The following is a 23591-nucleotide window of genomic DNA, read 5'->3' on the forward strand; positions in this document are numbered from 1 at the left end:
TCAGACAGACAGCTCCGCCAGCCGCCTCTGCAGATACAGCCGCTCCGCCTCCGTCGCAGCCAGCTGGAGAGCCTCCTGGTACGCCGGTGCTGCCTCGGCGCACCGCCCGAGCCGGCGGAGGAAGTCCGCGCGGGTTGCCGGCAGCAAGTGGTAGCCGGCCAGCGGACCGGCGGCGAGGTCATCGACCAGGCGTAGCCCTACGGCCGGTCCGTCGGCCATGCCGATCGCAACAGCCCGGTTGAGTGCCACCACCGGAGTCTGCTTGAGCTGTCTGTACAGGGCAGCGATCTGAGGCCAGTCCGTATCAGCCGCTGTGCGTGCAGTGGCGTGACAGGCAGCTATGGCGGCCTGCACCTGGTACGGGCCCGCGGCGCCACGCTGGAGGGCTGAGTCCAGCAGGTCGACGCCCTCGGTGATCTGACTGTGGTCCCAGCGAGTGCGGTCCTGGTCTTCAAGCGTGACAAGAGCCCCGTCGTCGGCCAGCCGCGTCTCGCGACGAGCGTCGTGCAGCAGCATCAGCGCAAGCAGTCCTGCGGCCTCGGGTTCGTCTGGCATGAGCTGGACGAGCAGTCTGGCCAATCTGATCGCTTCACCACTCAGATTGCTTCGGACGACGTCGGAGTACCCCTCGTTGAACAGCAGGTACAACACCGCGAGTACGGCGGGTGTCCGCTCGGGCAGCAGGTGGGCAGGAGGGATTCGGTACGGGATGCCGGCGTACTGGATCTTCTGCTTGGCTCTGGTCAGCCGCTTCGACATGGTCGTCTCCGGTACGAGGAACGCCCGCGCGATCTCCGCCGTGCTCAGACCGGTCAGCGTGCGCAGCGTCAACGCCACCCGCGCTTCCATGGCCAGTGCGGGATGGCAGCAGGTGAACATCAACCGCAGCCGGTCGTCCGGCACGTCGTACGGCGGATCCAGCTCGACCCCCATCGCGGCCACTTCCTTGAGCTTGGCGGCGCCGACTGTCTCCCGGCGGAGCCAGTCGATCGCACGGTTGCGTGCGGTGGTGGTGAGCCAGGCACCCGGCTTGTCGGGTACGCCGTCCCGCGGCCAGCGCTCCAGCGCCGCGGCGAACGCCTCCTGGGCGCACTCCTCGGCCAGCTCCCAGTCACCGGTCACGCGGATCAGAGTGGCGACCACCTGGCCCCACTCCTGCCGGTAGATGTCCTCGAAGGTCACACCGGTGGCTCCAGCACCGGACGAATCTCGATGGTCCCGTAGCCTGCCGCCGGATGCTTGGCCGCGATCTCGATCGCCTCGTCCAGGTCGGCGCAGTTGATCAGCACGAAACCACCGATCTGCTCCTTCGTCTCGGCGAACGGCCCGTCGGTGAGCAGCAGCTCGTCGTCCCGCACCCGGACCGTCGTCGCCTCCGTCGGCGGACGCAGCCCGGCGCCGCCCTCGACCACACCGCGCCGCTCCATCTCCTCCGACCAGCCGCCGCAGCCGTCGTTCGCGTGCGACTCGTCACCACAGATCATCAGCAGGTACTTCAACGCTCCTCCTCAGAGCCAGTCTCACCCCACCGACGAACGGGTGCGCCGGAAACAGACAGTCCCACGGTACGAGATCTGGAGGCGATCACCGGCCGGGTCTAGCGTCGGGAGAAACGGCGTACCCAGGGGAGGAAGGGCGAATGACCGGACGAATTGTGCACTTCGAGGTGCCGTACGACGACGGCGAGCGGGCGCGGGCGTTCTACCGCGAGGCGTTCGGGTGGAACCTGACGGAGATGCCCGACATGGGCTACACGATGGTGTCGACCGGACCGGTGAACGAGCAGTCGATGCCGGCCGAGCCCGGCTTCATCAACGGCGGGATGTTCCAGCGCACCGAGGAGCTCCGCCGGCCGTCGCTGACCGTCGACGTCCCGGACATCGACGCCGCGCTGAAGACCATTGAGAGCCTCGGCGGCGAACGCGTCGGCGAGAAGCTCCCGGTCGGCGACATGGGTTACGCGGCGTACTTCAAGGACCCGGAGGGCAACATCCTCGGGCTCTGGCAGACCGCCTGACAGCAGGCGACGGCTCCCGGAGGGCCACGGTCTTGACAAGCTTGCGCAACTTGGCGCAATCTTGCCGAAACCTTGGCGCAACCTCTGGGAGCCTTCGTGAACCCCACCCTGACCGACGTCGCGCAGCGCGCGGGCGTCTCGTTGTCGACCGCGTCCCGGGCGTTCAGCGACCCGGACCGGATCGGCCGCGACACCCTGCGCCGGATCATCACCGCCGCGGAGGAGATCGGGTACGTCGCCTCGGCCGGCCGCCGCTCGCGGGCGGCCGGCCTGCCGACCCGCTCGGCCACAGTCGCGATGATCGTCCCGGACATCGGCAACCCGGTGTGGGCGAGCTTCGTCAAGGCCGCCCAGGCGCACGGCTGGAACCGCCGCCAGACCGTCGTGCTGACCGACACCGACGGCAGCCCGGACCGCGAGCGGGAGATCATCGGCGAGCTGCACGAGCGCGTCGACGGGTTCGTCGTCTGCTCGCCCCGGTTGCCCGCGCACGACATCGTCGAGTTGTGCGGTGACACCCCGCTCGTCCTGGTGAACCGGACGAGCAGCGAGGCGAGCAGCGTCGTACCGGATGCGGCTGACGGTCTGCGGCAGGCGCTGGAATACCTGCGCGTCCTCGGTCACGAGCATGTCGCCTACGCCCAGGGCTCACCGCTGTCCTGGTCGAACCAGACCCGGGTGGAAGCGATCCAGCAGCTCGCCGAGCAGACCGACATCGAACTCGAGGTGCTCGGCTGGCAGGCGGAGACGGTGGCCGGTGGGCAGGCTGTGGCGGCCAGTGTCGTCGCCTCCGGCGCCACCGCCGTGATCGCCCACAACGACCTGATGGCACTGGGCATCATCTCCGGCGCAGCCGCGCTCGGTGTCGAGGTGCCTGGAGAGCTGAGCGTCGTCGGCATCGACGACACCCCGCTCGCGGAGGTCGGCCGGCCGACGCTGACCAGCATCCAGGTGCCGATGTCGCGCGCCGGTGTGATGAGCATCGACATGCTTCACCAGCAACTGACTGCGGAGCCTGGCCAGACTCCCTCCGTTCCGAGAGCCGTCACACTGCCGACTCAGCTGGTCGTCCGCCAGAGCACCGGACCGGTCGCCGGCTGGACCCCGGCCCGACGCGATCGGGGCGAGGCATGAGAGTCGTCATCACCGACCCCAACCTCCTGCCACTGCGCGACGAGCTCGAGGCTCTGCTTCCGAAGACCGAGCTGGTCTGGCTTCCGGACGAGCTGCTCGACGCGCTGAAGACGGCGGACGTCCTCGTCGGTCCGGCGTTCACCGAGGAGATGGCCGCCGCCGCACCGAACCTCAAACTCGTCCAGGTCGCCGGCGCCGGCACCGACCGCGTCACAACCAGCGTCGTACCGGTCGCGAACACCTATCACCACGAGGACTCGATCGCCGAGTACATCGTCTGGGCGCTGATCGCCTTGCGCCGCGAACTCCCCCAGGCCGACGCCGCCCTCCGCACGAACCACTGGCGCTCCCCGGTGTACGACCCGGCACTCCCCCAGCCCGAGACGCTGGCCGGCGCCAAGGTCGGATTCCTCGGCTTCGGTCATATCGGCCGGGCCACCTGGCGAGTCCTGCAAGCCTTCGGCGCCCAAGCCCAGGCCGTGACCGCGAGCGGACAGGCCGACGGGCTAAGGGCCGGCGACACGAGTCAACTGTCCAGAATGCTCGAAGAGTCCAACGCTCTGGTTGTCTCCGCACCACTGACCGAGGCCACCCGCGGCATCATCGGCGCCGCAGAGCTCGAGCAGCTCGGCGCCGACGGCGTACTCGTCAACGTGGCCCGCGGCCCGCTCGTCCAGGAGCAGGCGCTGTACGACGCCCTGCGCAGCCACACCATCCGCGGCGCCGCCCTCGACGTCTGGTACTCGTACCCGTCCGGTGGCGACCAAGCACAACCCGCGGAGGCTCCGTTCGGGCAGCTGGACAACGTCCTGCTCACGCCGCACCTGTCCGGGATCACCCGGCAGACGTTCCGCGGCCGCATCCACGACATCGCCGCGAACATCACCACCCTTGCCGCGGGCAACGAACTGCGCAATCTCGTCCGACTCTGAAGGACCCACTATGACCGATCGCATCACTGCCGCCGAGGTCATCGTCACCAGCCCCGGCCGCAACTACGTCACCCTCAAGGTGCAGACCGCCGACGGCGTCGTCGGGTACGGCGACGCCACCGTCAACGGCCGTGAACTCGCGGTCGCGAGCTACCTGCGCGACCACGTCGTACCGCTCCTGATCGGCCTCGACCCGGCCCGGATCGAGGACACCTGGCAGTTCCTGTATCGCGGGGCGTACTGGCGCCGCGGCCCGATCACGATGGCGGCGATCAGCGCGGTCGACCTCGCCCTCTGGGACATCAAGGGCAAGACCGCCGGGATGCCGGTCTACCAGCTGCTCGGCGGCGCGGCCCGCGACCGGGTCCTCGCGTACACGCACGCTTCGGCCTGGGAGCTCCCCGAGCTGCTCGACGAGGTCGACGCCCGCAGGCAGGACGGATTCCGGGCGGTCCGCGCGCAGTCCGGCGTACCAGGGCTGGAGACGGTGTACGGCGTGCATCACGACGCCGGTGGTTACGAGCCGGCGAAGCGTGGTGGCGCACCCGTCGTGGAGTCGTGGGACACGGATGCCTACCTGCGCCACGTCCCCGCCGTACTCAACGCGGTCCGGGAGCACGTCGGCCCCGAGCTGGCCTTGCTGCACGACGCGCATCACCGATTGACGCCGCAGCAGGCCGCGCGCCTCGGCAAGGCGCTGGAACCTGCGGACCTGTTCTGGCTCGAGGACGTCACCCCTGCGGAGAACCAGGAAGCCCTGCGCCTCGTCCGGCAGCACACCACCACCCCGCTCGCGATCGGCGAGGTGTTCAACTCGATCTACGACTGCAAGGACCTGATCACCGAGCAGCTGATCGACTACATCCGGGTCGCGGTCGCCCATGCCGGTGGGATCAGCCACCTGCGGACGATCTTCGCGCTCGCCGGGGTGTACCAGGTCAAGGCCGCGCCGCACGGCCCGTCCGACGTGTCGCCGGTCTCGTTCGGCGCGAGCGTCCACCTCGGGTTGTCGACGTACAACTTCGGCATCCAGGAGTACATGGGGTACGACGCGCTCACGCACGAGGTGTTCCCGCACTCGTGGTCGTTCAGCGACGGCTACCTGCACCCGGGGGAAGCGCCCGGCCTCGGCGTCGAGGTCGACGAAACGCTGGCCGCGAAGTTCCCGTACGAACCCGCCTACCTGCCCGTCGCGCGCCGGCTCGACGGCTCTGTGACGGACTGGTGAGCGCGTTGAACCGCACCTCGGTCTTTAAGCACCTGCTGACCGGCCACGCACCGGCCGGTACCGGCATCGTGCATCTCGGTCTCGGCAACTTCCACCGGGCTCACCAAGCCGTCTACACCGCGCAGGCCGGCGACGGCTGGGGAATCCTCGGCGTCGCGAGCCGCTCGGCCGAGGTCGCCGACGCGATGAACGCCCAGGACAGTCTCTACTCCGTCCTCGAGTTGTCGCCCGAAGGCTCGTCGATCAGTGTGCCGGGCGTCCACACCGGCGCGATCGTTGCTGCCGGCAACCCTGCGGCGGTGGTCGACGCCATCGCGGCCGAGGACACCCGCATCGTCTCGATGACGGTGACCGAGCACGGCTACTGCATGGACCCGAGCACCCACCGGCTCGCACTGGACCATCCAGGCATCGTCGCGGACCTCTCCGGCGCGACGCCGCGCACTGTGATCGGACAGCTCGCGCGCGCCCTGGAACGCCGGGCCGAGACGCACGGCGCTCCGATCACCGTCCTGAACTGCGACAACATGCAGTCGAACGGCACGCAGACCCGCGACCTCGTCCTCGAATTCCTGAGAGGCAGCCCGGCCGAGAGTTGGATCGCCGAGAACGTCGGCTTCCCTAACTCGATGGTCGACCGCATCGTGCCTGCAACCACGGATGCTTACCGCGCGGCGGCGTACGAACTTCTGGGGGTGCACGATCGCAGCCCGGTGCCGGCCGAGCCGTTCACGATGTGGGTGATGGAGGACCGCTTCACCGCCGGGCGGCCGGCCTGGGAGCGGGCCGGCGCGATCTTCTCCGACGACGTCGAGGCCTACGAGCTGCTCAAGCTTCGACTGCTCAACGGCACCCATTCCTTGATCGCGTACCTCGGCGCGCTCGACGGGCACGCCACGATCCCCGAGGCACGCGCGGCCGACTTCATCGAGGCCGCGGCCCGCGCGGTCCTCGAGGACGAGTACCTGCCGACCGTCACGCTGCCGCGCGACTTCGACGTGAAGGCGTACATCGCGTCGCTGTTCGAGCGGTGGTCGAACGACGCGCTCGGCCACCGGACCCAGCAGGTCGGCAGCGACGGATCCGTCAAGCTGCCGCAGCGCGTCCCCGCGCCCGCGCTCGAGCTGCTCGGTCAGGGCGTGATGCCCGAACACCTGGCGCTCACGGTCGCCGCGTGGCTGTGTTGCGTCGTACCCCTGCCCGGGTTCGATCCCGGTCCGCACGCGCGGGCCATGGTCGATCCGGCCCGCGAGCGGCTCGGGGCGCTCGCGGCGCGGTCCCGCAGTACCGAGGACCTGGTCCGATCGGCGATCCGCCAGGTGTTCGCCACAGAACTTGCCGAGAGCAATGACTTTGCCCGGCGCGTGACCGACTACGTCGCCGTCATCACCCGTGACGGCGTCCGCGCCGCGGCCCGTGCGGCCGCGCGCTCCCGTACGTCCCGGCCGCACGCGTCGCCCGCGGCCTGAGACCCCGAAGGAATCCGCCATGGAACCGAACCCCTCGACGCCCGAGCCGTCCCGCCAGGAGGTCCGCCGGGCCGCGCTCGCGGGCCTGATCGGCACCGCTCTCGAGCAGTACGACTTCGTCATCTACGGGACCGCGTCGGCGCTGGTCTTCAGTCACCTGTTCTTCCCCAACATCTCCGCGACGGCCGGCCTGCTGGCCAGCTTCAGCGCCTACGCGGTCGGCTTCTGCGCCCGCCCGCTCGGCGGCATCTTCTTCTCGCGGTACGGCGACCGCCTCGGGCGCAAGTGGGTCCTGGTGGCCACCTTGACCCTGATGGGCGTCGCGACGATGGCGATCGGCGTGCTGCCGACGTACGAGTCGGTGGGCGTCTGGGCGCCGATCCTGCTCGTGCTGAGCCGGTTCCTGCAGGGCTTCGGCGCCGGCGCCGAGCAGTCTGGCGGCGCCACCCTGCTGACCGAGACGGCTGTGCGCGGCAAACGCGGACGGCTGGCTGCCCTGATCATGACCGGCGCAGCGGCGGGTACGGCGCTCGGCGCTGGGGCCTGGGCGTTGGTGCAGCTGCTCCCGGACGACCAGCTGATGTCGTGGGGCTGGCGGCTCGTATTCCTGAGCAGCGCCTTCGTCACGATCGCGGCGTACATCCTGCGGAGGAAGCTGAAGGAGACGCCGGTGTTCGCCGAGATCAAGGCCGAGCGGACGGCGGCGGCCGCGCCGGTCCGCGAGGTGTTCCGCAACGGCAAGAAGGCCGTTGCCCTGGTCACCTTGATGACCGTCGGGCTGAGCGTGCAGTCGTACACCTACCAGGTGTTCATGGCCTCCTACCTCAAGGGGACCGTGAAGATCGACGCGCAGACCGTGCCGGAGATCCTGCTGGTGGGAGCGATCTTCGGCGGCCTCGGCGCGATCGTGCTCGGCTACCTGTCCGACCTGTTCGGGCGGCGGCCGTTGTTCCTGGCCATCACCGGGTTGTTGCTGCTGCTGCCGTTCCCGACGTTTGTTGCCTTGAGCACCGGTAATCTCACGGTCATCTACCTGGCCATGATCATCGGCTTCGTGTTCGCCTGCCAGGGCGGCGTCGCGGTGACGATGAGCTACTTCCCGGAGCTGTTCGGCAGCCGGTACCGGTACGCCGGTGTCACGCTGGGCCGCGAGTTCGCCGCCGTACTCGGTGGTGGCTTCGCGCCACTGATCGCGGTCGCGCTGCTGGGCGCGTTCGACTCGTGGGTGCCGGTCGCGATCTACATGACCGTCGCGATGGCGATCACCTTCGGCGCCGGGCTGGCCGCGCCGGAGACCCGGGACCGCGACCTGCTCGCGCCGGAGAACGCCACCGACCGCACGCCGGCTCTGGAGCCGGCGACATCGCCCGCTACCGCTACGGCCTGAAGGAGAACCATGAAGGCGATCGTCATCCGGAGCAAGCTCGACCTCGTCGAGACCGAGCTACCGACCCCGGAGCCACAAGCCGGCCAGGTTCGCCTCCGGATGGCGTACGGCGGGATCTGCGGATCCGACCTGCACTACTACCACGACGGCGCGAACGGCTCGTACGTCGTCCGCGAGCCGCTGGTACCCGGCCACGAACTGTCGGGCACCGTCGACCTCGACCCGTCCGGGGACCTCGTGCCGGGCACCCCGGTGACCATTCACCCGGCCACCTTCGGGACTCCGGAGCCGGGCATCGAGGACCGCCCGCACCTGTGGCCGAACGGCGCCTACCTCGGCAGCGCGTCCACCTGGCCGCACACCCAGGGCGGCCTGAGCGAATTCGTTGTCGTAGGCAAGCACATGGTCCGGCACCTGCCCGCGACACTGCCGTTGCGGCGCGCTGCGCTGGCCGAGCCACTCGCGGTGGGACTGCATGCACTGCAGATCGCCGGCGGTGTGAAAGGCCGGCGGGTGCTGGTGTCCGGGTCGGGCGCGATCGGCCTGCTGACAGCATCGGCGGCGCTGTCCGCCGGCGCGACCGAAGTGGTCACGACCGACGTCCTCCCGGGTCCACTGCAACGGGCCCGGGACCTCGGGGTGCACGGCACGCTCCAGGTCGGCACGGACGAGATCCCGTCGGGGTACTTCGACGTCGTCCTCGAGTGCACCGCCGTACCGGCCGCGATCAGCGCCGCGATCGACGCCGCCCGCCGCGCCGGGATCGTCGTCCTCGTCGGCATCCCGGCCGACGAGCCGCGCGGCGTCAACCTCGCCCCGGTGGTCTCCCGCGAACTCCAGGTCCGCGGCACGCTCCGCTTCAACGACGAGATCGACCACGCGATCGAACTCCTGAACGCGAATCCAGGGCTCGAAGACGTGATCACCCACGAGTACCCGGCCGACCGGGCCGTCGAGGCCTTCGCAACCGCCACCGACTCCAACGCCTCCGGCAAGGTGCTGCTGTCGCTGTGGCGCTAGTGCTGGAGGTGCTGCATCGAGCCGTAGCGGGTGGTGAGGCGCTCGAAGTCGGCTTCGTCGTACAGCGAGGCGGTGCCGGCGCCGTACGTCTTGGCGGTCTCGATGCAGAAGCGGGCGGCCGATTCGACGCTGGCCAGGTCGGTGGCGCCGGTGCCGCAGCCCGGTACGGCGGTCTCGGTGGTGATCGCGACTCCGACCACCGGTGCGGAGGTCGCGGTGCACGGCTGGAGGATCGAGTTCACGTGGTAGACGTCGTTCCCGTACGGCGTGATGTCCTGCATCGTCAACGGGAGTACGGCGGGCAGGCGGCCGGTGACCTGGGACGCGAGCTCGAGCAGGTCCTCGCTGACCCGGAGGATCCAGCCCTCCTTGACCGTCGGCGAGATCGCGAACCCGTGGTGGTTGACGATCCGGTTGCCCTTGGTGGTGTCCACCGACAGCACCGCGTCCATCGCGGCCTCGACCTCGTGCTCGTTCATCGCGCCGACGTCCACGGGCGAGTCCATGAACGGGACCGGGTCGTGCGGCCGGGTCGGCGCGTCCGGGCAGACGTGCGTCGCGACGATGACGTCGCCCGGCAACTGGTCACCGCGGCGCAGCATCGAGCCCAGCTTGCCGGCGACGGCGAGCGCGACCAGCGCTCCATCGCCGTCCGACACGAAGCCGATCCGCTCCGGCCGCGCACCCAGTCCGCCGAGCCGTCCGACCACCCCGAGCGTCGGCGCCTCGCCGCCCGCGGTCCGGCCGCGGCTCCCCGGGATGACCGCGCGCACGAAGTCCGTGCTGCCCTTGTCACCCTTCACCGTGGTCACGCCGACGTCGTCGACACCGTGTTCCCGCAGCCAGCCGGCCACCGACGCACCGGAAGCAGCCGCGTCGTCGAGAACGTCGTACAGGTCCAGAACCTCACGCCACATGTCTTTCCTCTCAGAATTTCGTCTTGACGAGACTGTTGCCGAAGCCCCACAACGCGTCGCCGGCGATGAAGCCCGCGGCGGCGATGGTCATCTGCGCTTCGGCCTCCGGGCCCTTCCAGCGGCGGTACGCGATCCGCAGCACGATCCCGGCGAGCACGGTCCAGCCGGCGATCGGATTGACGATCAGCGTGCCGGTGGCCAGCAGGATGCCCATCTGCCGTTTCGGGCCGCCGATCGCCTGGATGATCGCGCCGGGCACCGCCCACAGCAGCAGCTTCCCGATCAGGCCCGGGTCCACGCCGGCCTGGATGGTCTTGGCGTAGACCTGCACGATCGGCGGGAACTGACCGCGGTCGAAGTACACGTGGTACGTCAGCGCGACGACCGCGGCGGCGACCGCCATACCGATGACGCCGGCGAACAGTTGCTGCCGGCGTCCCGCGAGTTCGAATGCGGGGTCCGATCCACGGCCGCGCAGCAGCCAGCCCGCCTTGAAGTCGTACCCGGCGTCGGCGAACGCGGGACCGCCGGCCGCGATGAAGCCGACCAGCAGCGCGAGCGCGATCGGCGGGAACCCGAGCAGCATGCCGATGGTGAGGAAGATCAACGAGGTCGCGAACGACGGGAACCACCCCGAGTGCATCGCGGACAACCCCACGATGAACTCCGCGACGATGCACGACACCGCGGCGTACAGCACCCAGAGCACGAGTCCGCCGGCACCGAGATCGCCGATCAGGCCGCCCGTGATCGCGAGCAGCACCGCTGCCCCGACGTACAGGACGAAACCGCGTGCGAGCCCGCGGCCGGCGGCGGAGTCGCCGCGGGTGTAGGTCTCGACCTGCGGCTCGGAAGGTGCCTGCCTGCTGCGGAAGACGACCACCAAAGCCTGGATCAAGGCGACCAGTCCGGCTCCGACCATCAGGCCGTGCGGGATGTAGTGGGCCGCGATGTCCACGCCGAACCAGTCCGCGCTGTAGCCCCGTGCCAACAGCCCGATCCCGAACATCGTCAGCGCGACCACGTTCCCGATGAAGGCCACTCCGAAGGCCGACATCGGTACGCCGAGCCACGATCCGAGCAGGCCGACCGCCGTACCGGCACCGAGCAGCGCCGCTCGTTTGCCGCCCTCGTCACCGGCCTTGATCGCCTCGGCCGCGGCCACCCCCGGCGGCCACGCGGCCTTGCCCGGAAAGACCTTCGAGTCGTAGAGCCAGTACAGCATCACGAAGTCGATCAGCATTGCCAGGCCGGCGCCGATCAGCATCGGCCAGACCAGCCCCGGCCGGCCGAGCACGACCGGGATCGCGATCGGCAGCAGCAGCGAGTTCGCCGCCGCGAAGGTCGCGGTGGAGATCGTCGACTGGACCAGGTTCTGCCGGTGCACCGACCGGAACGGACGTAGTACGGCGAGTGGCACCCGGCTGATCGCGATCGCGACCAGGACACCGATCAGGGCGGTGTTCGGCGTGACGCCCAGCGTGGTGATGATCTGCAGACCGATGACCGAGCCGACGGCCGCGCAGATGACGAGCAGTGCCAGCGTGGCCGGCTCGAAGGCGCGCGGGTGCTTGGTCCGGGACTTCGTCGGGATGGTCATGTCAGCTCCGCGGTAAGTCGTGCGACAAGAGAGCGCGACAAGATCACCGGGAGGCCGGACGCGGCCGCGGCAGCTTGCCGGTGCTCTTCGGTGTAGCCCATGCAGTCGAGCACCAGCAGCTGTGCGCCCTCCGCAGCGAGCTCAGTTGCGGCCTTCTCCAGCTCGGTCACCCCAGGCTGGTACGGCGTTGCCCACGCAACCTTGATCTTCTGGTCGAGGTGCGCGAACTTCTCGTACGACTGCTGCTCCTGCTCCGCCAGCGGACAAATCACGCCCACCAACGAATCGCCCGCCAGAGCAGACAGCCCTGCGGCCAGCAACGGGCCGGCCGATAGCAGCGGCCGGCTGTGCCGGAACGCCGGGAACTCACCGGTGCAGACGATCAGTACGACGTCCGCCCCGCCCGCCTCCAGAATGTCGATCGCGGCCTGCAGCCTGGGCAGGATGCCGGCCCGGCCGATCACCACCGACGACCCGTCGCGCAGGCGCGTGGTCAGCGTCTCGTCCGCCGGCTTTGGTGCAAGCGTCGTCAGGTCCGCAGACGACAGCCCGTCCAGCGCGCCGCGTTCGCGCACTTCGACCGACGACGGCAGCCACCGCATCATCTCGGGAACCATGTCGCTGCGCGGCGACTGCCCGATCGTCACTACCCCTAGGACTGTCATGCCGAAGAGAGTCGGGGAATCAGCCCGACATCTGCAACGACTTCCCGTTATATGAGAGACAAAATCGATAATCGGGTGATTGCGCTACCGTTCTCGGCGTGGATCAATCACCGCTGCAGACCGTCGACCGGGCGCTGCAGATCCTGATCTCGTACTCCGAGCAGCGCCGCGACTGGGGTGTGATGGAGCTTGCCGACGAGCTCGGCATCGACAAGTCCTCCGCCCAGCGGCTGCTCGCGGCGCTGGCCTTCCGCGGATTCCTGCGGCCGGATCCGATCAGCCGCCGGTACAGCCTCGGGCCGACGATGTGGCGGATGGCCGCGCTCTGGGAGCGCACCGGCGGGCTCGCCGCGCTGGCCGACGGCGTACTCGCGCGGCTCGCCCAGGACACCGAGCGGACCGCGACGTTCACGATCCCGGACGGCTTCCACGTGCGCTGCATCGCGGCGGTCGACGGCGGCGGTGGACCGCTGCGCAGTCACCCGCTGGTCGGGGACCTGTACCCGGCCCACGCCGGCGCGACCTCCCGCGCGTACTTCGCCTTCCTGGACCGCAACGAGCGCCGGGCGCTGCTCTCCGGACGGCCGTTCGCGCGCTTCACGGACCTCACCGAGGTCGACGAGGCCGCTCTGGAAGGGGTCTTCGAGGACACCGTCCAGACCGGTTGGGCGTTCTCGGACGGCGAGTACGACGCGGCCACCCGCGCGATCGCCGCACCGGTCCGGCTCGGCCGCCGCCCGATCGGCTCGCTGACCGTGGTCGAGGGCAAGTCCGAGGAACTGCCCGGCGACATCCGCGACCACGTCCCACGGTTGCTGGAGGCAACTGAAGAACTGAGCAACCTGCTCGCCCACCGCACGCCCGCCCGCCGTCGCTAAGGATTCCTGTGGAACTGCTGCTGCTCTCGAACTCCGCCACCCACGGCCGCCCCTACCTCGACCACGCCCTCAGCGCCGTCCGCGACATCCTCCGCGGCGTGGACGAACTGGTGTTCGTCCCGTACGCGCTCGCCGACCACGACGGCTACACCGCGACGGTCCGGGCCGCCCTGGCGCCGCTCGGCGTCTCCGTCGTCGGCGCGCACACCTCGTCGGCGCTGCAGTCGGCGCAGGCGATCTTCGTCGGCGGCGGGAACACGTTCCGGCTGGTGAAGACGTTGCAGGTGAATGGGCAGCTGGACGTGATCCGGGACCTTGTCCGCGGCGGAACGCCGTACCTCGGGTCGAGCGCGGGGACGAACCTCGCCGGGCCTTCGTTGCGCACGAGCAACGACATGCCGATCGTGCAGCCGCCGTCGTTCGGGACGCTCGGGCTGGTGCCGTTCCAGCTCAACCCGCACTACCTCGACCCGGATCCGAGGTCCACCCACCAGGGTGAGACCCGCGAGCTGCGGATCACCGAATTCCTCGAGGAGAACGACGTACCGGTGCTGGGTCTGCGCGAAGGTACGTGGCTGCGGCTGCGCGGGGAATCGCTCACGCTGGACGGCATTCCGGCCGGTGCACGACTGTTCCGCCGGGGTGCGGCGCCGGCGGAGTTCGCGTCCGGGAGCGACCTCTCCGAACTGATGACAGTTACGCCGAGGTTCGACGTACACCAGTAGTTCATAGTGGAGTGCCTAGACTGCGAGATGTGTTGGCTCCGGTGGTGTCCTCGGGAGGACTGAATGCCTGACCGTATCCAGACGATTGCGTATCCGGCGCCGGGCTCGCGGCCGTCGCGACGGGATCCTGATCCGCTCGCGCCGCACGTGATCGTGCTGTTCGGCGCGACCGGTGACCTGGCCAAGCGCAAGCTGCTGCCCGGGCTGGCGTATCTGCAGCAGTCCCGGTTCACGCCCGACGTACGCATCATCGGCACGGCGACCGAGGAGATGACGTCCGACGAGTTCCGGGCCCGCGCCCGGGAGGCCGTCGAGACGTTCGGCATGCACAAGCTGACCGACGACCAGTGGGCCCAGTTCGCCGAGCGGCTCGACTACGTGCCGGTGACGGCCGGCCCGGAGGCGCTGGCGAAGGCGGTGAAGGCGGCCGAGGAGCATCTCGGTCCCGACGTACGGCGCCTGCACTACCTCTCGGTGCCACCGAAGGCGGCCCAGTCGGTGATCGCGATGCTGCGCGACGCGGACCTGGTCGACCGGGCCCGGGTGGTGATGGAGAAGCCGTTCGGCGACGACCTGGCCAGCGCGATCAAGCTCAACGACTTCGTCCACGAGACCTTCGACGAGTCGCAGATCTTCCGGATCGACCACTTCCTCGGCAAGGAAGCGGCGCTGAACATCCTCGCGTTCCGGTTCGCGAACGGCCTGTTCGAGCCGATCTGGAACCGCAACTTCATCGACCACGTGCAGATCGACATCCCGGAGTCGCTCGGGCTGGACCAGCGGGCCACCTTCTACGAGCCGACCGGCGCGTTCAAGGACATGGTCGTCACGCACCTGATGCAGGTGATGTCGTTCGTCGCGATGGAGCCGCCGACCGCCCTGGAGCCGCGGGCGATCTCGGAGGAGAAGAACAAGGTCTTCCGGTCGATGCTGCCGATCAGCCCGGCCGACGTGGTCCGCGGGCAGTACTCCGGCTACCGCAGCGAGGAAGGTGTCGCGCCGGACTCTGACACCGAGACGTTCATCGCACTGCGGGTCGAGATCGACAACTGGCGCTGGGCGGGTACGCCGTTCTTCCTGCGCACCGGGAAGAAGATGGCCGAGGGCCAGCGGATCATCTCGATTGCCTTCAAGGAGGCGCCGAAGACGATGTTCCCGTCCGGCTCCGGCGTCGGCTCGGAGGGCCCGGACCACCTGACCTTCGACCTGGCCGACTCGTCCCGGGTGTCGCTGTCGTTCTACGGCAAGCGGCCCGGTCCCGGCATGCGGCTGGAGAAGCTGTCGATGCAGTTCTCCACCCAGGAGACCGGGAGCGCCGGCGACGTACTCGAGGCGTACGAGCGACTGATCCTGGACGCGATGCGCGGCGACCACACCCTGTTCACCACCGCCGAGGGCATCGAGTCGCTGTGGGACCGCTCCGCCGCACTCCTCGACGACCCGCCGTCGGTCAAGCCGTACCAGCCCGGCACCTGGGGCCCGAACGCGATCCACCAACTGATCGCTCCGCGGGCCTGGCGCCTGCCCTTCGAGCGGGAGTGGCGGGAGTAGTTCGTTAGGCTGCCGCGCATGCGGGAGATATTGGTCATCGGCGTCGGGGCGGGCGATCCGGAGCAGGTGACGATGCAGGGCGTGTCGGCGCTGAACCGGGTTGACGTGTTCTTCGTCCTGGACAAGGGTGACGTCAAGCAGGGGCTGGTTGATCTTCGCTCCGAGATCCTGCGGCGGTACGCGACGTCGAAGGACTACCGGGTCGTCATCGGCCAGGACCCGGAGCGGGATCGGGCGGCTTCGGCGTACGTCGAGGCTGTGGACGACTGGCGGCGCCGCCGGGCCGATGTGTGCGCCGGGATGATCGCGTCCGAGTTGGGTACGGATCAGGTGGGCGCGTTCCTGGTCTGGGGCGATCCGTCGCTGTACGACAGCACGCTGGCGATCCTCGACGACATTCTGGCGCGGGGTGAGCTCGTGTTCGAGGTCGACGTGATTCCCGGGATCAGCAGCGTGTCGACGCTCGCCGCGCGGCACCGGGTCGGGCTGAACCAGGTGGGTCGGCCGATCCAGATCACCACCGGGCGACGGCTGGCTGCCGGCTGGCCGGAGGGGGTGGACGACGTGGTCGTGATGCTCGACGCGCAGACAGCGTTCACCGAGCATCTCGACCAGGATGCCGACATCTACTGGGGCGCGTACCTCGGCACCCCCGACGAGATCCTGATCTCCGGTCCACTGCGTGAGGTCGCGGGCGAGATCGAGAAGGTCCGCGCCGAGGCCCGCGACCGCAAGGGCTGGATCATGGACACCTATCTGCTGAGGCGACCTAGACCAAAGGTGTAGGCCGCCTGGACTTCGGGCCGAAGCGGGGATGCGGGGAGCTGGACGACGCTCCTGGCATGAAGAAAATCTTGGTGACTATGGCGGCCGCCGTGGCGCCGGTGGGGCTGATGCTCGGCCTGGCCGGACCTGGTGAGGCGGCCCAACAGAACGCAGCGCAGCAGAATGTCGTGCGGACCGGCGACGGGCTGGTGGCGAGCAGGACCGTCGGCGCCGCGCAGGTCTTCGACGGGATCCCGTACGCCGCTCCGCCGGTCGGCGCGCTGCGCTGGAAGGCGCCGCAGCCCGTGAAGCCGTGGACCGGCGTCCGCGAGTCGAAAGCCGGCAACGTCTGTCCGCAGCAGGCGAACTCGGAGGCGCCGAACGGGTCGTCCACCGAGGACTGCCTCTACCTGAACGTGACCACACCGACCAAGCCCGCCGCGAAGCCCCGCGCCGTCGTGGTGTGGATCCCCGGCGGCGGGTTCTTCTCAGGCGCCGGCAGCAGCTACGAGGCGTCGAAGTTCGCCTCCCGCGGCGACGTGGTCGTCGTGACCGTCAACTACCGGCTCGGCATCTTCGGCTTCTTCGGTTACCCGGGTCTGCCCGGATCCGGTACCTACGGCCTCCAGGACCAGCAGGCCGCGCTGCGCTGGGTGCAGCGCAACGCCCGCGCGTTCGGCGGCGATCCGCGCAACGTCACCGTCGCGGGTGAGTCCGCCGGCGGCATGAGCGTCTGCGCCCAGCTGACCTCTCCGACCGCCACCGGCCTGTTCTCGAAGGCGATCATGCAGAGCGGCTCCTGTGCGTTCAACTGGGGCGACAACAGCCAGTACCCCGGTCAGGCCGCGGACTCGCCGTGGATCCCGGCCAGCACGGTCCAGGCCAACGGCAAGGAGTGGGCGGCCGACAACAAGGCCAAGCTCGGCTGCAAGCCCGGCCAGTCCATGCTCGACTGCCTCCGCGCCGCGAAGTCCGACGTACTGGTCGACGAGACACTCCAGTTCACGCAGGTCGGGTACGGCGCGAGTGCCGTCGTACCGCTGTCGCCTGCGCGCGCTCTGAAGGCCGGACTGTTCCACCGGGTGCCGATCATCTCCGGGAACAACCACGATGAGGCGAACGGCTGGCTGGCAGCGTTCGGTGACATCAAGGACTACCCGCAGCTCGTGAAGAACATGGTCGGCGCGCAGAAGGCTCCGCAGGTGCTCCAGCACTACCCGCAGGCTCGGTACGACTCGCCCGCTGCAGCGTGGGGCGCTGTCACCACGGACCGGATCTGGTCGTGCACGCAGGTCGCGTCGGACCAGCAGGCGGCCTCGAAGGTGCCGGTGTACTCATATGAGTTCGCGGACAAGCACTCCCCGATCTCAACGCCCGGACTGGGCGCCGCACACGCCATGGAGCTGCCGTACCTGTTCCGGCTCGGCGGATACGACCTCCCGATGTCGGCGACCCAGCAGACACTGTCGAACCAGATGATCGACTACTGGACGGCGTTCGCCCGGACCGGCAACCCGAACGGGCCGGACCGCCCACACTGGTCGCCGACCGGCGCTCAGGCGGTCAAGGGGTTGTCACTGGCTCCGACCGACCAGGGCGGCATCCAGCCCGTCAATCTCACTGCTGAGCATCAGTGTGGGTTCTGGGCTGGTCTGTAGACCGCCTGCTCCACACCCGCATGACGACAGGTGAGAGGAGCAGCAGCAACAGCGCATAGAAGCCCACGCCGGGAACGAAGGCCGCCAGGAGAAAGGCGACCAGGGTCAACCCGGTCAGCAGCAGGGAGCCTGTGACTTCCCGCTTGCTGACCGGGTTGTCCGGCCTCTCGAGCTCCTTGTGTCCGTAGACCATCCAGGTGATCGCGGACTGGCAGATGCTGAGTGCGAGGATCGTGCCGGCGTACAGCCCGGCAGTGAACCTGCTGGTGTCGAAGGAGCCGATGATCTCGGTCGGGAACGGCAGTACGACGATCGTGAGCAGCCACAGCAGGTTCAGCCGCATCATCGCGGTGGTGTAGGCGCGGACGTGCTCGAACAGCCGGTGGTGGCCGAGCCAGAAGTTCGCGATGACCACGAAGCTCAGCAGGAAGGTGAAGATCTCCTGCCGGTGCTCACTGATCACACTGACCGCTTCGCCGCCGTCCGCCTTGACCTCGGGCACCAGGTCGACCAGTGGCAGCACCAGCAGCGTGATGGCGATCGCGACGACCGCATCGGTGAACAGGACCAGGCGGTCTGGGTCTCTCGACGTACTCACGGCCGCCACAGTAGCGGTCAGGTGTGTCGCGGGCGGAGCAGGCTGATCGACAACACGGCCGCGGCGAGGACGAATCCGGCTGCGGCGAGCCACGCGGCGCCGTACCCGTCTCTCAGCGCCTGGAGGCTTCCTTCGCTTGCTCTGTGCGCAGAGGTCGATGCTGCGAGGGTCGCGAGTACTGCGGTGCCGATGGCCGCGCCGGCCTGCTGGGCGGTGTTGTTGAGTCCGGAAGCCAGTCCGGCGTCGCCGGCATCCGCACCGGACATGGCCAGCATGATCGAGGCCGGGATGGCCACACCGATACCGGCGCCCATCACTGCAAGCACAGGACCGACGTTCACGACGTACGAACCGTCGACCGGTGCCTGGCTGATCCAGAGCAGCGCCAGCAGGAACACGACCAGTCCGGCAATGAGCATCTTGCGCGCACCGAAGCGGACGGTGAGGCGTGGCGCCAGGGACAGCGACATCAGCGCGTTCATGATCGGCGCCGGCAGGAAGGCCAGGCCGGTGGTCAGCGAGTCGTAGCCGAGCACGCGCTGCACGTACAGCGCGGTGGTGAACTGGAAGCCGAAACCGGCTGCGAACAGCAGGACGACCACCACGTTGGCCACACTGAGCTGACGGCGACGGAAGATGCGCAGGGCAAGCAGTGGGTGCTTGATCAGCGCCTGACGTACGACGAACGCAGTCAGCAGCACAACCGACGCGGCGGCCTGCAAGAGCGTCCGGGTCAGCGTCGCGTGTGGTTCGGCGGTCTGGACGATCGTGTAGACGCCCAGCGAGAGACCTGCGGTCACCAGCACAGCACCGAGCACATCAGCGCCGTTGGCGAGACCGAGTCCCGGCTGGTACGCCAGCAGCCGTACTGCGAACACCAGCGAGACCAGCCCGATCGGAACGTTGATCAAGAACGCCCAGTGCCAGCCGATCGTCTGGGTGATCACCCCACCCAGGATCAGCCCGATCGACGCACCACTCGCCGCTGTGAAGCTGTAGACGCCCATCGCTCGCGCCTGCTCCCCCGGTGCCGGGTACAGGTTCACGATCATCCCCAGGATCACCGCCGAGGCCAGCGCCCCACCGACGCCCTGCAGGAACCTGCCGGCGATCAGCACCTCAGCATTGCCCGCCACCCCGCAGAGCAGCGACGCTGCCGTGAACAACCCGAGGCCCGCGACGAAGATCCGCTTACTGCCGATCAGATCGCCGATCCGGCCGGCCAGGAGAAGCAGGCCGGCGAACGCGATCAGGTACGAGTTCATCACCCACGCGAGACCCGCCTGCGAAAACCCCAGATCCCCCTGAATGGTCGGCAACGCCACCGTCACCACGGTCCCGTCGAGAATGATCATCAGCTGCATCACACACAGCACGACCAGCGCCTTGGCCCGCCCCGGCGCCGCCTCCACCACCACGTCCACACTCACTGATCTCTCCTCAGTCCGTCGCATGAAAAGACCATAACAGATAGTTCTGTAGTAGACGATCTTTTATCGGATGAACTCCTGCGACCTCGTGGCCGGGATCCTCAATGAGCATTGGGGTTTCGGCGCCACGGAGGTGAGCTACGCGCCGGTGGGGTTCGGTAGCTACCACTGGATTGCGTCCGGCGACGACGGACCGCGGTGGTTTGTGACCGCGGAGCGAGTCGGCTCGGATGGCGAGCAGACGATTGCGTCCGCCATACAGACGGCCCGGCAGCTGGCCGACCGCGGCTACGAGTTCGTCGTACCTCCGTTGCCCGATCGCACCGGCCGGCTGGTTCGCGAAGCGCTACCAGGCTGGACGTTCCAGGTCCTGCCTTATCTCCACGGGTGGAGTACTCCGGACGGCGCCTGGGACGACCCGGCGGAGCGCGAACAGATCGCCCGGATCGTCGGCCGCCTCCATGCAGCAACGCCACCAGATGCCTTGCAGCGCTGGGATTTCGCAGTACCGGACTGCGACGCACTTCTGGCCGCACTCGCGGACCTCGACCGGCGCTGGTCCACAGGTCCGTACGCCGAACCCACCCGCCTGCGGCTCGCGGGCGCGTACGAATACGTGCACCGCAGGCTGGAACACTACGACGCGCTGGCGCGCGAGATCGAGGCGTCGGACGAGCCCTGGGTCGTAACGCATGGCGAACCGCACAGCGCGAACGTCCTCCGCGTCACCGACGACGCTGCGTCGACCGCGCCGCGAAACGGCGACGCCGGCCGCATGCGCCTGGTCGACTGGGAGACCGTACGGCTCGCCCCGCGCGAACGCGACCTGGCGGCGATCCTCGGCGGGCCGACCGACGTGCTGCCGGCGTACCAGTCGGAGGCCGGCCCGGTCACGCCACGAGCCGCGGCCTTGGAACTCTTCGATGTGTGGTGGTCGCTGGCCGAGATCGCCTCATACGTCCGCCTGTTCCGGCAGCCACATGGTGATTCCGAGGACACCAGGCAGTCCTGGCAGGAGCTGACGGAGTACGTGCCCAGCTAGTGCCTCGTCAAGCAACGTTGACGACGTAATCCCCTCAGCCAACGCGGAGTACACCCCCAGCCCTCCTCCGCCTCGGTCTCCACCCAACTTTGAGAAGCCACCGCCCAGTTCCAGCACGGAATTGTGGTCGATGGCTTCTCAAAGTTGGGTAGAGCACCGGCGAGACAGACCGCAGGACCAATCCGGCCGGCCCGGACCCCGAGTGATGGATTAGGACCTTAACGTTCGCGCTGCCAGGCCGGCCCGCGGGTCAGCTCGTGCGTTGGCGGGAGCGGCGGACCGGTTGGGCTGTGGTGGGGGTGGAGAGGGGGCCGTCGACGAGGGTGGTGACTGCGTCGATGAAGGTTTTGCGTTGGGGTGCGGCGAGGGCTTCGAGGGCGTCGGCGTGGACCTGGTCGACGATTTTCTGGCCCTCGGCGGCGATCTTGGCGCCGGCGTCGGTGACGGCGATGATGCGGGCGCGGCGGTCGGTCGTGGAGGGTTTGCGTTCGGCGTATCCGGCCTTCTCCAGGGCGTCGACGGTGACGACCATGGTGGTCTTGTCGAGGTACGCGAGCTCGGCGAGCTGGATCTGGGTGCGTTCGGCTTCGAGCGCGTGCCGCAGGACGCACTGCATCCGCAGCGTGAGGCCGATCTCCGCGAGCGCCGCGGACAGCTGGGTCTCCAGGACATGGCCGGCGTGGGTGAGATAGCCGGTCAGGTCGGGCACGGTACGTTCCGGAGGTTGCGCCATACCTTCGAGAGTAGCGCGGAATCGTCTGCCCGCAGATGATCCCGAGTTAGATCATTCTCCGCGGGCGCCGTCGATCAGCTCGCGGACCACGTCGAGGTGGCCGAGGTGCCGCGCCGACTCCTGGAGTACGTCGAGCAGCAGCCGCTCGACCCGCACCGGTCCGTGATACCCCTGCACGAACCCGCTCCAGTCCACCGAACGCAGCGTTTCCTGCGACCGCTCCCACTCCGCGTCGTACGCCGAGACGACCGACGCGATCGTCTCGTCCGGCCCGATCCGGAACTCGTAGTCGTGGTCGTCGGACCGCCACAGCGACGGCAGGTCCTGGCCGCCGATCGTCCGCTGGATGTGCTGTCGCTGCACCGCGGTCAGGTGTTTGATCAGCCCCAACGGATTCATCACCGGCGAGGTGGCGAGCGGCGTCGCCCGCGCTTGCGTCTCGTCCAGCCCGTCCAGTTTGTTCACCGCGGTGGTGTGGACGAACTCGAAATACCCGATCACCGACTGCGTCAGGGTCAGGTCGGCATCCGGCCACGGCCGGTCTCTCTGCACCATGCGCCGCACCCTCTCACCCCGGACCGACAATCGCGGAAATGCGACGGCTGGCTCGGCGACCACCGCGGTGTCGCAAAACCGCGAGCTTGAGGTTATTGCGACTAGTTCGCTCGTCACTATGACTCTTCTGGAAACCCGTACGCTGACTGTCCGGTGGTTCGGAGTCGCCGCGGTGACGTTGGGGATCTTCGCGATCGTCACCACGGAGATCCTTCCCATCGGCCTCCTCACCCCGATCGGCGCGGACTTCGCGCTCACGCCAGGCCGCACCGGGTGGTTGATGACCATGCCCGGTCTGGTCGCAGGGGTCGCCGCACCGGTCGTCACTGTCATGACAGGTCGGCTGGATCGCCGGCTCATGCTCTGCGTGCTCATGGTGCTGCTGGCCGCGGCTGGCTTCGTCGCAGCGACCGCGCCGGTCTTCTGGCTCGAGCTGCTCGCCAGATTCCTCGTCGGACTCACCGTCGGCGGCTTCTGGTCGATCGGTGCAGGTCTGGCGGGGAGGCTGGTTCCGGAGCGCTGGGCACCGCGAGCGACGGCCGTCATCTTCTCCGCCGTCCCGCTCGGCTCAGTACTCGGCGTACCAGTAGGCACGTTTGTCGGTCAGCTCGCGGGCTGGCGTACGTCGTTCGCAGCGCTCGGAGTACTCGCGCTGGTGGCGTTGGTCGCGCTACGGACCACCGTGCCTCCGCTACCGCCACTGCAAGTCACCCGAGCCGCCGTACTCCGCGCGGCACTCCGTGGCAGCCGGAATGCCCTCATCGTCACCTGCCTGATCGTGACGGCACAGTTCGCGACCTTCACGTACGTGACGCCGTTCCTGCGAGACGTCGTACGCCCGGAACTCATTGGACTGTTCCTGCTCATCTACGGAGCCGCCGGCCTGATCGGCAACCTCATCGCGGGTACGGCGGCCGCGCGCAACCTGACCGCCACGTTCGCCACCTGCGCCGGGTTGATCGCGGCTGCGACGCTCCTGCTGCCGCTCGCGGGTCACACCGCCGCTGGAGCCCTTGCGCTGCTCGTGGTCTGGGGGCTCGGGTACGGCGGCATCCCCGTCTGCTCGATGAGCATGTTCGCCCAGGCGGCGCCACAGTCGCGCGAGGCGGCGACGGTGTGGTTCACGTCGTCGTACCAGGCGGTGTTGTCGATCGGTGCGTTGCTGGGCGGGCTGGTGGTGGACGCGTGGTCCGTGCCGGCGGCGATGGTGGCCGGCGGTGCGTGTGCGGCGCTGGCGGTCGCAGTACTGCTGTGGTCCAGAACACACGAGGTCACGGGGACGTAGCA

General features: G+C 68.8%; 23 protein-coding genes. 14 read left to right on the top strand and 9 right to left on the bottom strand.

Annotated features, from left to right (window positions below; translation table 11 throughout):
- Positions 1 to 1182 (bottom strand): RNA polymerase sigma factor, encoded by a 1182-nt coding sequence (locus OHA18_RS02760; protein WP_329001942.1) that lies wholly within the window; start codon positions 1180 to 1182, stop codon positions 1 to 3.
- Entirely contained in the window at positions 1179 to 1499 is a 321-nt protein-coding gene (locus OHA18_RS02765; RefSeq protein WP_329001943.1) for a YciI family protein, read from the bottom strand. Before OHA18_RS02765 ends, OHA18_RS02760 begins: the two co-directional genes overlap by 4 nt.
- Before the next feature lie 140 nt (positions 1500 to 1639).
- Between OHA18_RS02765 and OHA18_RS02770 the strand changes: the two genes are divergently transcribed.
- From OHA18_RS02770 to OHA18_RS02800, 7 genes are all read left to right on the top strand, one after another.
- Positions 1640 to 2017, top strand: coding sequence for a VOC family protein (locus OHA18_RS02770; protein ID WP_329001944.1), 378 nt, complete (start codon positions 1640 to 1642; stop codon positions 2015 to 2017).
- A 96-nt stretch (positions 2018 to 2113) separates the two neighbouring features.
- Positions 2114 to 3151, top strand: coding sequence for a LacI family DNA-binding transcriptional regulator (locus OHA18_RS02775; RefSeq protein WP_329001945.1), 1038 nt, complete (start codon positions 2114 to 2116; stop codon positions 3149 to 3151).
- A complete protein-coding gene (locus OHA18_RS02780) occupies positions 3148 to 4083 on the top strand; it encodes a 2-hydroxyacid dehydrogenase (RefSeq protein ID WP_329001946.1) in 936 nt (311 codons plus the stop codon). The genes OHA18_RS02775 and OHA18_RS02780 overlap by 4 nt, the downstream gene beginning before the upstream one ends.
- Before the next feature lie 10 nt (positions 4084 to 4093).
- Complete coding sequence (gene manD, locus OHA18_RS02785; RefSeq protein ID WP_329001947.1) at positions 4094 to 5311, top strand: D-mannonate dehydratase ManD; 1218 nt, start codon at positions 4094 to 4096, stop codon at positions 5309 to 5311.
- The gene (locus OHA18_RS02790) at positions 5308 to 6780 is read left to right on the top strand and encodes a mannitol dehydrogenase family protein (RefSeq protein ID WP_329001949.1); all 1473 of its coding nucleotides are present in this window, start codon (positions 5308 to 5310) and stop codon (positions 6778 to 6780) included. Before manD ends, OHA18_RS02790 begins: the two co-directional genes overlap by 4 nt.
- A gap of 19 nt (positions 6781 to 6799) precedes the next feature.
- Positions 6800 to 8167 carry an MFS transporter gene (locus OHA18_RS02795; protein WP_329001950.1) on the top strand — a complete coding sequence of 456 codons (1368 nt, stop codon included), beginning with the start codon at positions 6800 to 6802 and terminating at the stop codon, positions 8165 to 8167.
- A gap of 9 nt (positions 8168 to 8176) precedes the next feature.
- Complete coding sequence (locus tag OHA18_RS02800; protein ID WP_329001951.1) at positions 8177 to 9187, top strand: L-idonate 5-dehydrogenase; 1011 nt, start codon at positions 8177 to 8179, stop codon at positions 9185 to 9187.
- On the opposite strand, the gene OHA18_RS02805 is transcribed toward OHA18_RS02800, so the two are convergent.
- From OHA18_RS02805 to OHA18_RS02815, 3 genes are read right to left on the bottom strand one after another with little or no spacing between them, the layout of a single operon-like run.
- Entirely contained in the window at positions 9184 to 10104 is a 921-nt protein-coding gene (locus OHA18_RS02805) for a DUF1177 domain-containing protein (RefSeq protein WP_329001952.1), read from the bottom strand. The genes OHA18_RS02800 and OHA18_RS02805 overlap by 4 nt on opposite strands.
- 10 nt (positions 10105 to 10114) lie before the next feature.
- Positions 10115 to 11704, bottom strand: coding sequence for an OPT/YSL family transporter (locus tag OHA18_RS02810; protein WP_329001953.1), 1590 nt, complete (start codon positions 11702 to 11704; stop codon positions 10115 to 10117).
- Positions 11701 to 12369: an AroM family protein gene (locus OHA18_RS02815; protein ID WP_329001954.1), complete on the bottom strand. Its 669-nt coding sequence runs from the start codon at positions 12367 to 12369 to the stop codon at positions 11701 to 11703. The genes OHA18_RS02810 and OHA18_RS02815 overlap by 4 nt, the downstream gene beginning before the upstream one ends.
- 98 nt (positions 12370 to 12467) lie before the next feature.
- On the opposite strand from OHA18_RS02815, the gene OHA18_RS02820 reads away from it, so the two are divergent.
- From OHA18_RS02820 to OHA18_RS02840, 5 genes are all read left to right on the top strand, one after another.
- Entirely contained in the window at positions 12468 to 13247 is a 780-nt protein-coding gene (locus tag OHA18_RS02820; RefSeq protein WP_329001955.1) for an IclR family transcriptional regulator, read from the top strand.
- Positions 13248 to 13255: 8 nt separating this feature from the next.
- The gene (pepE, locus tag OHA18_RS02825) at positions 13256 to 13972 is read left to right on the top strand and encodes a dipeptidase PepE (protein WP_329001956.1); all 717 of its coding nucleotides are present in this window, start codon (positions 13256 to 13258) and stop codon (positions 13970 to 13972) included.
- 63 nt (positions 13973 to 14035) lie between these two features.
- Positions 14036 to 15523: a glucose-6-phosphate dehydrogenase gene (gene zwf / locus OHA18_RS02830; RefSeq protein WP_329001957.1), complete on the top strand. Its 1488-nt coding sequence runs from the start codon at positions 14036 to 14038 to the stop codon at positions 15521 to 15523.
- Positions 15524 to 15541: 18 nt separating this feature from the next.
- Positions 15542 to 16309, top strand: a complete 768-nt coding sequence (gene cobF, locus OHA18_RS02835; RefSeq protein ID WP_329001959.1) for a precorrin-6A synthase (deacetylating) — start codon at positions 15542 to 15544, stop codon at positions 16307 to 16309.
- 56 nt (positions 16310 to 16365) lie between these two features.
- Positions 16366 to 17946 (top strand): carboxylesterase/lipase family protein, encoded by a 1581-nt coding sequence (locus OHA18_RS02840; RefSeq protein WP_329001960.1) that lies wholly within the window; start codon positions 16366 to 16368, stop codon positions 17944 to 17946.
- On the opposite strand, the gene OHA18_RS02845 is transcribed toward OHA18_RS02840, so the two are convergent.
- Together OHA18_RS02845 and OHA18_RS02850 are read right to left on the bottom strand one after the other, a co-directional pair.
- Positions 17906 to 18544: a TMEM175 family protein gene (locus OHA18_RS02845; protein ID WP_329001961.1), complete on the bottom strand. Its 639-nt coding sequence runs from the start codon at positions 18542 to 18544 to the stop codon at positions 17906 to 17908. The two genes, OHA18_RS02840 and OHA18_RS02845, sit on opposite strands and share 41 nt — an antisense overlap.
- 17 nt (positions 18545 to 18561) lie before the next feature.
- Positions 18562 to 19998 (bottom strand): DHA2 family efflux MFS transporter permease subunit, encoded by a 1437-nt coding sequence (locus OHA18_RS02850; protein WP_329001962.1) that lies wholly within the window; start codon positions 19996 to 19998, stop codon positions 18562 to 18564.
- 46 nt (positions 19999 to 20044) lie between these two features.
- Between OHA18_RS02850 and OHA18_RS02855 the strand changes: the two genes are divergently transcribed.
- Positions 20045 to 21016, top strand: a complete 972-nt coding sequence (locus tag OHA18_RS02855) for a hypothetical protein (protein WP_329001964.1) — start codon at positions 20045 to 20047, stop codon at positions 21014 to 21016.
- Between the two features lie 250 nt (positions 21017 to 21266).
- Here the strand turns inward: OHA18_RS02855 and OHA18_RS02860 are convergent, their stop codons facing one another.
- Positions 21267 to 21749 (bottom strand): MarR family winged helix-turn-helix transcriptional regulator, encoded by a 483-nt coding sequence (locus OHA18_RS02860; protein WP_329001965.1) that lies wholly within the window; start codon positions 21747 to 21749, stop codon positions 21267 to 21269.
- Positions 21750 to 21800: 51 nt separating this feature from the next.
- Positions 21801 to 22304, bottom strand: a complete 504-nt coding sequence (locus tag OHA18_RS02865) for a mycothiol transferase (protein ID WP_329001966.1) — start codon at positions 22302 to 22304, stop codon at positions 21801 to 21803.
- A gap of 118 nt (positions 22305 to 22422) precedes the next feature.
- Between OHA18_RS02865 and OHA18_RS02870 the strand changes: the two genes are divergently transcribed.
- Positions 22423 to 23589: an MFS transporter gene (locus OHA18_RS02870; protein WP_329001967.1), complete on the top strand. Its 1167-nt coding sequence runs from the start codon at positions 22423 to 22425 to the stop codon at positions 23587 to 23589.
- Positions 23590 to 23591: the final 2 nt, after the last annotated feature.

The organism is Kribbella sp. NBC_00709, from assembly GCF_036226565.1.
GTDB lineage: Bacteria > Actinomycetota > Actinomycetes > Propionibacteriales > Kribbellaceae > Kribbella.